Source organism: Nocardia wallacei (genome assembly GCF_029869545.1).
Taxonomy (GTDB): domain Bacteria; phylum Actinomycetota; class Actinomycetes; order Mycobacteriales; family Mycobacteriaceae; genus Nocardia; species Nocardia wallacei_A.
This window is the reverse complement of record NZ_JARWQD010000037.1, coordinates 1-7591: the sequence shown is the minus strand read 5'-3', so window position 1 is coordinate 7591 and position 7591 is coordinate 1. Positions and strand designations below refer to the sequence as shown.

The following is a 7591-nucleotide window of genomic DNA, read 5'->3' as shown; positions in this document are numbered from 1 at the left end:
CGAGTTCGAGGTGCCGGGTCCCGATCGACAGGGACTCGGGCCCGAAACTGCGCGGGGTGTCGTGTTCGTCTACGCCGAGACCCGCAGCGTGCTCGGTGTGCTCGGTGCCGGCGGTGGTGATGATCTCGCCGGGGCCGGCGGTGTCGGCCGAGGACGCGACGAGGCTGCCCGGGTTACACGAGTCGGCGAGGACGGTGGTGGCCTGCTCGACGTCCAGCGCGGTCACGCGGACCCCGAGCTGGGCCAGCAGTTCGGTGGCCTCGCCCAGGCGCCGGGTCAGCCGGGATTCGGCGGCACGACGCCCCGCCGTGGACACCCGGCTGCGGGAGCGGCGTCGCCCTGGCAGCAGCGACGACAACACTGTCGATGGCGCGGGGGCGGTGGGGGTGTGGAGTGGTTCGCGCCAGACGAGTAGGACTTGGTGCTGGATGAGGTCTTCGGTGGCGGTCAGGTCGGTGAGGTGGTCGGCATGGCCGCGCGCGGCGGCGGCCAGCTCCGGGGACATGTCGCCGGTGGCGGTGTCCAGGCTCGACAGATGCGCGGTCAGATCCAGGCGGGCGGACCGGATCAGGATCTGCACGGGCTGGCGCAGCGTGTGCAGCCAGCCCCCCAGCTGCGCGACCAAGCTTTCCTGCTCGGCCGGGGTGCGCAGCGCGAGGTTCACGGTCCCTGCCGCGGCCAGGACCGCGAGCCCGTCGGCGCCGAGGTCCACTACCCCGACGCCACCGGTGCTGCCGGTGACTGCCCGCGGTAACCGCGCAGCCTGGGCCGACATCGCTGCCGGGACCGGCAGCCGGGGTCCGGGCGTGGCCTGGTCGGTGACCCAGCGGGGCAGCGCCGCGATGCGGGCGGGGTCGCGCACCAGCTGACGCGGCGCGAGCCGGTAGCGAATCGCCGCGACCAATAGTTGGTCGACCGACAGGCCGTCGCGCGTGGTCGAGATGACGACCGTGACGACCACGCCGATCGGGACCGCACCGGCGAGAAACACCAGCGGCGCAACCACGGTGCGGGTGGCCATCCACGCGAGGTACAGCAGCAGTGCGGTGGCGGCGAGGATGGCAAGCTGGCGGGCGGTGAACGGGCCGATGAGCCGGTCACGGCGCTCGACATCGGCGGGGATACGCACAGGTGTGGTCATGATTGCCCTCCTCCGGGAGTGCGGGGTGCGCGACGGCGGACAGGGAGATCCGGCAGCGGCAGATGCAGTTGCCGACCCGCCGACCGCTTCGGGCCCGGCGGTTGCGGCGGGACCGGCGCGGGCGGCGCGGGCCGCACCCTCCGCACGGGAATGGGCAGCGGGTACTGGCCGTTACGCAGCGGCCGGACACGGCCGTAGGGGTCCCGCGCTGCGGGTATGTCGAAGTCGAAGGCGAGCTGCGTGCCTCGGCTGCCTCGCGTGGGTGTTCGCTTCGCCGTGACCGGTTCGGGCGGTGCCGGGGCGGGCCGGACCCGCGTGACCGGGATCGGGAGCGGGTACTGGCCTCCCCGCCCGGGGCGGATCCCGCGATACGGGTCCGGCGGGGAGAAGTCGAACGCGAGCTGTCTGCCCCGGGCCGCTCGTCTGGTGGCGGGTTTGGGCTGGGTTGCGGCGGAAGGCTGCCCGGCGGGCGGGGGTTGGCGTTTTACCCGGTGGACTCCTTCGAGGGGCAGCATCAGCTGCCCGTCGCGGGTTGCGCGCACCCGCGCGTACGGGTCGTCGGCCGCGCGGAGCTTAGGCGGCCGGGCCACGCCGCGCTTGGGTCGGGTGGCGGCTGCGGTGGCGCGCGCGGAGGCGGTGGAGGTTTTGCCTTTGAGCAGGCCGAGGGTTTTGTAGGTGATGTAGCCGCGCACGATCGACCCGGCCAGGGAGCGGCCCTGGCCGATCTTCATCGCCGACAGCAGCCAGAACGGGGTCTTCACCAGCACCCCCATCAACGCGAGCCCGATGATCAGGCCCACGATGCCGTCGGCGTTGGGGCCGAAGAAGTTCCAGCCGCCCGGGGTGAGGAACACCCGCAGACTGGTCACCAGCACCAGGGACTGGACGACCTGGATGGCCAGGCAGGCCGCGAACGCCCGCCACCACCAGCGGGCGACCGCGTCCAGGCCGGGCAGGGCGTGACACATCAACGCCAGGGGTGCAGCGACGACCAGAATGACGGTGATCGCGACCCGGATGACGTAGGCAATGAGTAACAGCAGCACCATCACTTCGAGTGCGACCCGCAGCAGGAGCAGGAAGAACCCCGACCCCGGGCCGGTGAAGGCCAGCTCGCGAATCGCGGCGGCGGCGGAGCCGGGATCCACCCCGTCTCCGGCCAGCGCGTAGGCGAGAGCGTTGGCGAACCGGATCGCCTGGGTCGCGATCAGCAGGCTCATTGCCCCGGCGACGAATCCGACCACGAGCCGGGGCAGCAGGTCGCGCAGCGACCATCGGTCCTGCAGGGTCTCGCGGACCATCAACAGGATCCCGGCGACCATCACCAGCAGCCCGTACATCGCGAGCACCAGCTGCCACGACGAGGACCACAGCTCACCGACCCGCGGCAGCTCGCCGGGTTCGGGGGTGGTGAGCAGGGTCCGCGACAACAGGTCCAGCAGCGGATTCAACCCGGAATCGACCAGCCGCTGGAAGACCCCGTCGACCGCGTCGGCGACGCACCCGGAGATATTGGTGACCCCGCACCCGCCGCCCTGCCCGTCACCGGACGAGCCGTCCGGGATTCCGGTGCCCGGGTCGACCGGATACTCCGGGTCGAGCGGATACTCCGGGGTCGGGGTCACGGGGACCGGAGCACCCGGCGTTGTCGGAGCAGGAGGCACGGGCTGCCAGCGCGGCGCGGGCACGGGCCCCGGTGTAGGCGTAGGCGTGGGCGGCCCCGACGGCACCACCAGCGGAATCGGCGGCGGTGTCGTCGCCGGTTGCGCGAGCGCGGAAGCCGCGGTGAGGGTGGTGATCAGAGTCGCCGCGACCAGCAGCACCGCGACCACTGCGGCCCGCAGCGCCCGGCGGTAGATCGCCGGGTAGGTGAGAGCTGACATGATCAGGCCCCCACGATGGACTTGAGGACCGACACGACGACGGGGGCCAGCATCGCCAGGACGTAGCCCAGGCACGCGGCGCGCAGGGCGGACTTGGATTTCTCGATCTCGGCCGGATCACCCGACCCGACCACATACCGCACCCCCGCCACGGTCAAGAAGACCGTCGCCAGCCCGGCCAGGATGCCGACCAGCCAGTTGCGTGCGTTGTCGATCACCTGATCGAACGAGGTCACCGTCGTCGGCGCTGGCGGAGGTTGCGCCGACGCTGGGCCCGCCGACACGACCACCAGCACCGCGACTGCGGCCAGGACCATGGCCGCCGCCGCGCCTGCGTTTCGCGTTCGTCCACACCGTCCCCGGCTCGGAAGGCGGGTGAAGAAAGCAGCGAATCGGGTTATGCGCATCGCCGGGCCTCCTGGGTCGTGGGTGCCGGAGCTGGCTGAGCGGGTGAGGATGCCGAGGGGCGCTGGTGGCCGGTCGATCGCGCGGGTGTCCCGGCATGTGTGCCGCTGGCTGGTCCAGGAGGCGAGGCAGCGATCCGAGCGGCCAGCCAGGGCACGAGAGCGTTCTCGGCGCGCTGGCGTTGTTTGCGGATCGTCCAGTGCGACTTCGCTCCGCGGAGCTTCTCCGCTACCGCTCCCATAGACCGTCGCTCCCACCGGGTCAGCGCGATCAGCTCCGCAGCGTCGGCAGTGATCACCCCCTCGGCGACCGCGTCGGCGAGCACGAGGTCGGGGTGTCCGTGCGGGGACATCAGCCGGCCGAGGTCGCCCCAGTCTCCGGGCTCGTCGACCGGCGCGAGCACCGCGCGCTTCTGTGCCCACTCCCACCCGGATGTGAGCGCTGCCCATCGCAGCCGGGACCACAGCAGCGGCCGGTCCAACTCGATATTGCGTAGCTGGGTCAGGAAGCCGAGAAGGACCTCGGACTCGACGTCGTGCCGGTGTGGGCTGTGCGGGGAGGCGAATCGGCCCGCGATACGGCCGAGCATCGGCGCGGCCAGGCTTGCGCAGGCGAGCGTCGCGTCGGGTCCGTGGCAGCGTGCCCGTTCGATCAACCACCGCCAGATCGCATCGCGCGCCTCGGTCGGCACCCAGTGACCCAGCAACAGCTCCCGCAACTCACCCCACGAGGCGATAGCGGCATCCGGCGGATGGGGCACCGGTCGCGGATCGGTGGGCAGCGGATCGTCGAAAACCGGTTCCAGAGCCGTCCACACCACGCCCACCGGCGACCCCGCGCCACATTCCGGCGGGCGGGAAGAATTCCCGTACTTCGAACTCGCCATCATCAACTCCTACTCGGTGGAAAACACAAAGAATCCGACCGACCAAGTACACCGACGGCTCACACCCAAACCACACCCGCGCGACACCGAAACCACACCCGCAGCACACCGAGAAAACACCGAAACCACACCCGGACACTCTTCGCAACCACCTAGCACAGCACCCTGTACGAGATTCTTCACGACACGGCACAGCCTTACCTAGCTGGTATTTCAGGCGGTTGGGTGTGGTTTGGGTGTCGTGCCGGTGTGGTTTGGGTGTGACGCAAAACCCTAGCCAGCAATCTGCCGAGAAAAAATCTGAAAAATATTCTCCGCACCCCTGGAACCGGCGCTGCCCGCGCCGCACGAGATCCCCGGAGAACGCGTGGTGGAAGCTCCGGTTGTCACGCCTCAGAAATTTGCTGGAAAATTTCTGGGCCTGCGTTGTCCAAAAATGGCGGTTTTCGCCATATTCACTTCATAGACAGCCGTTCTCTCCCTCGTCAGGAGCTTTCCTCGTATGACTGCGAAATCTTCGTATCGTTCCGCGCGTGCCAGCACCGGGCACGCCTCCCGCACGGTTCCCTCGACGGTGTGGGCGTGCGGGCCCCACGGGATCGATCCCGCCGACCGGTGGCCCGCCGCGGTCCTCTCACGTGCCGTGCGCGAGTTCTCCGCACCCGGCGATCGGGTCCTGCTGATCGGGTGGCCCGCCGCGGCGAGGCGCGGCCCGCTGCAGGCGATCCCGGCGGGCACGGGCCCTGCGCTCGCCGCCGTCGAGGCGCTGGGCCGCCGTCCGCGCATCGAATCCGGCACCACCGGCCACGCGGACTCGCACGCCACCGCGGCGCTCGTTGTGGTGAGTCTGCTCGCGGACGAGGACGAGGGTCCGGGCCCTGGCCCGGTCACCGATCTGGCCGCGCAGCGGGTGGCCGAGGGCGGGCTGCTGGTCGTGCTGAGTCGCTGCCGTCACAGCCGCTCGGGTGTCCTCGATGATCCCGCCGGAGCGGTGGTCGCCGCCGGACAGGCCGCCGATCTGCTCTACCTCCAGCACATCATCGCCGCCCCCGTCACCGGCACCACCGTCGTCACCCCGCAACCGGATGCGCCCGCCCGCAGCGCGCACGTACTGGCGCACACCGACGTCTTCGTGTTCCTCAACCCCCGCTCCGCCGAGCCGTGCTGACCACGACGCCCGGACCCGCACGCGCCGTCCGGCCGATCTCGCGTTCCCGCTCGCCCTTCTCCCTGCGCAAAGGACAGTCCCGATGAGCATCGACAACCACGACACCACCAGCCCTGCCGCCGCCACCGATCCGGTTCCGGTGTCGGTGTGGGCGACCGGGCAAGCCGCCCCCGCCACCCAGCGGATACGCGGCCGGTATCACCCCGACAGCGTGAAACACCCGGCCAAGATGCTGCCCGCGATCGTCCGGCACGCCGTACGGGCATACAGCCAGCCTGGGGACCTGGTGCTGGATCCGATGTGCGGGATCGGCACCACCGTCGTCGAAGCCCTGCACCTGGGCCGCCGCGCGATAGGCGTCGAGTACGAGGCCCGCTGGGCCGACCTGGCCCGCGCCAACCTGGCTCTCGCTCGTGACGCCGGGATCACCGCCGACGCCGCCGTGTACCACGGCGACGCCCGCAAACTGCCCGCCCTGCTGCCCGACAGCGTGCTGGGCCGGGTGGATCTGGTGATCACCTCCCCGCCCTACGGCGACTCCACCCACGGCCACGTCGTCACCAAGCCCGGGACCCTCCGCAAGTACGACCACCGCTACGGGTCGGTGCTCGACCGCGGCAACCTCGCCAACGTCGGCCTCGGCCGGCTGCTGTCCGGCTTCACGCGCATCCTCACCGGTGCGGCGGAGTTCCTCGCTCCGGGCGGGCATGTGGTGATCACCGCGCGGCCGTGGCGGCAGCACGCCGAGCTGGTCAACCTGCCCGCCCACCTCATCACCTGCGGCACCCTGGCCGGGCTCACCCCCGTCGAGCGCTGCGTCGCGCTGCTGGGGCGACTCACCGACGGGGATCTCGTGGCCCGCAGCTCGTTCTTCCAGCGGGATTTCATCGTCAAACAGCGCCGCGCCGGGCTCCCCATGCACCTGATCGCGCACGAAGATGTGATCGTTCTGCAGAAGCGCGTCGGCGCACGAAAAGCGCTGCCTCTCAACAGTTCTCACCGTCTCGACGAGCCTACAGCACCGTTGCGGGTACTGGGGACTGACGCGTTCGAGTCGCACCGGGACGCCGCATGACCGCGCCGGGACCGCTCGGCACGTTCCTGCTGTCTCCCGGCCGAGCACTGCACGACCTCGCCGACACTGTCGGGGACGCGACGCTGTCGCCTGCATCGATCCCGGTGGTTGTGGGGGTGGCGGGGGTGCTCGCGGTAGCGCGGGTGCTCGTGGGAGTGCGGCGGCGCCGGCTGAGTGCGCGGGCTCGCCGGATCACGGTGATGACGCCGCCCGAGGTCGATGCCAAGGCGGCGATCGCGGTGTGGTCGCACCTGTACGGGCAGCTGCGCCCCGCGTGGCGGCGGGCGCTGTGCGGGCAGCCGCATCTGGGGTTCGAATACACCGTCACCCCCGACGACGGTGCCGCCATCCGGATGTGGGTACCCGGCACCATCCCACCGGGGCTGGTGGAGCGGGCGATCGCCTCAGCCTGGCCCGGCGCGCACACCGACACCGACGACCACCCGACCTCGCCGCTGCCCGGCCCGGAGGCCGGGGCACCACGAGTGCTGCGGGGTGGACAGTTGCGGCTGGGTCGCCGCGAGGCGCTGCCGATCCGCACCGACCACAGCGGCGATCTCGTGCGGGACCTGATCACCGCTGCCGATGATCTCGGACCCGGCCAGGCCGCGTGCGTGCAGATCCTGGCCCGCCCCGTCACCGGCCGCCGCGTCGCACGCGCCACCCGACCCGACAGCGCACGGGGCGGACCGGTGCGAGCACTGGCGCGGGAACTGCTCGACCTGCTTACCCCCAGCCCCCAAGACCGGTCTCCCCGGCCCGGGACCAGCAAGGCGGGCGACCCACAGACGGCGATGGAATACAACGCCGCCGCCCGCGCTGCGGCGACGAAGGCCCGGGGCCCGCACTGGGAAACCCTCATCCGCTATGCCGTCTCGATCCCGGTCTCCGAGGAGCCCGGTGGGGGGGGGGCCGCGCCCCCGCGGGGGGGGGGGGGCGGCCCGGGCCCGCCGCGCCCGGGGGGGGGGGGGGGGGGGGGGCGACACCAAAACCCCCCGGGCCGCCCCCCCCCCCCCCCCCCCCCCCCCGCCGC

6 protein-coding genes and 1 pseudogene are annotated in these 7591 nt (G+C 71.5%); 3 read left to right on the top strand and 4 right to left on the bottom strand.

All coding sequences use genetic code 11. The features are described from left to right. The 4 genes from QH290_RS01940 to QH290_RS01925 all read right to left on the bottom strand — a co-directional run. Positions 1-1141: PrgI family protein (locus QH290_RS01940; RefSeq protein WP_280381801.1), on the bottom strand; the 1141-nt coding region annotated here is incomplete at its 3' end. Beyond that, a complete protein-coding gene (locus QH290_RS01935) occupies positions 1138-3024 on the bottom strand; it encodes a TrbL/VirB6 family protein (protein WP_280381800.1) in 1887 nt (628 codons plus the stop codon). The genes QH290_RS01940 and QH290_RS01935, both read right to left, overlap by 4 nt. A 2-nt stretch (positions 3025-3026) precedes the next feature. Next, on the bottom strand, positions 3027-3341 hold the full coding sequence (locus QH290_RS01930; protein WP_280381799.1) for a pilin: 315 nt from the start codon (positions 3339-3341) through the stop codon (positions 3027-3029). An 80-nt stretch (positions 3342-3421) separates the two neighbouring features. Further along, entirely contained in the window at positions 3422-4318 is an 897-nt protein-coding gene (locus QH290_RS01925; protein WP_280381798.1) for a hypothetical protein, read from the bottom strand. A gap of 499 nt (positions 4319-4817) precedes the next feature. Between QH290_RS01925 and QH290_RS01920 the strand changes: the two genes are divergently transcribed. The 3 genes and pseudogenes from QH290_RS01920 to QH290_RS01910 all read left to right on the top strand — a co-directional run. After that, on the top strand, positions 4818-5483 hold the full coding sequence (locus tag QH290_RS01920) for a hypothetical protein (RefSeq protein ID WP_280381797.1): 666 nt from the start codon (positions 4818-4820) through the stop codon (positions 5481-5483). Between the two features lie 82 nt (positions 5484-5565). Next, positions 5566-6558 (top strand): TRM11 family SAM-dependent methyltransferase, encoded by a 993-nt coding sequence (locus tag QH290_RS01915; protein WP_280381796.1) that lies wholly within the window; start codon positions 5566-5568, stop codon positions 6556-6558. Continuing rightward, a pseudogene (locus QH290_RS01910) lies at positions 6555-7591 on the top strand (hypothetical protein); the annotation flags it as partial. The gene QH290_RS01915 and the pseudogene QH290_RS01910, both read left to right, overlap by 4 nt.

Coding starts and splice junctions, on each gene's coding strand:
- QH290_RS01925 (WP_280381798.1), bottom strand. CDS start 4,318: ATGATGGCGAGTTCGAAGTACGGGAATTCTTCCCGCCCGCCGGAATGT.
- QH290_RS01915 (WP_280381796.1), top strand. CDS start 5,566: ATGAGCATCGACAACCACGACACCACCAGCCCTGCCGCCGCCACCGAT.
- QH290_RS01930 (WP_280381799.1), bottom strand. CDS start 3,341: ATGGTCCTGGCCGCAGTCGCGGTGCTGGTGGTCGTGTCGGCGGGCCCA.
- QH290_RS01935 (WP_280381800.1), bottom strand. CDS start 3,024: ATGTCAGCTCTCACCTACCCGGCGATCTACCGCCGGGCGCTGCGGGCC.
- QH290_RS01920 (WP_280381797.1), top strand. CDS start 4,818: ATGACTGCGAAATCTTCGTATCGTTCCGCGCGTGCCAGCACCGGGCAC.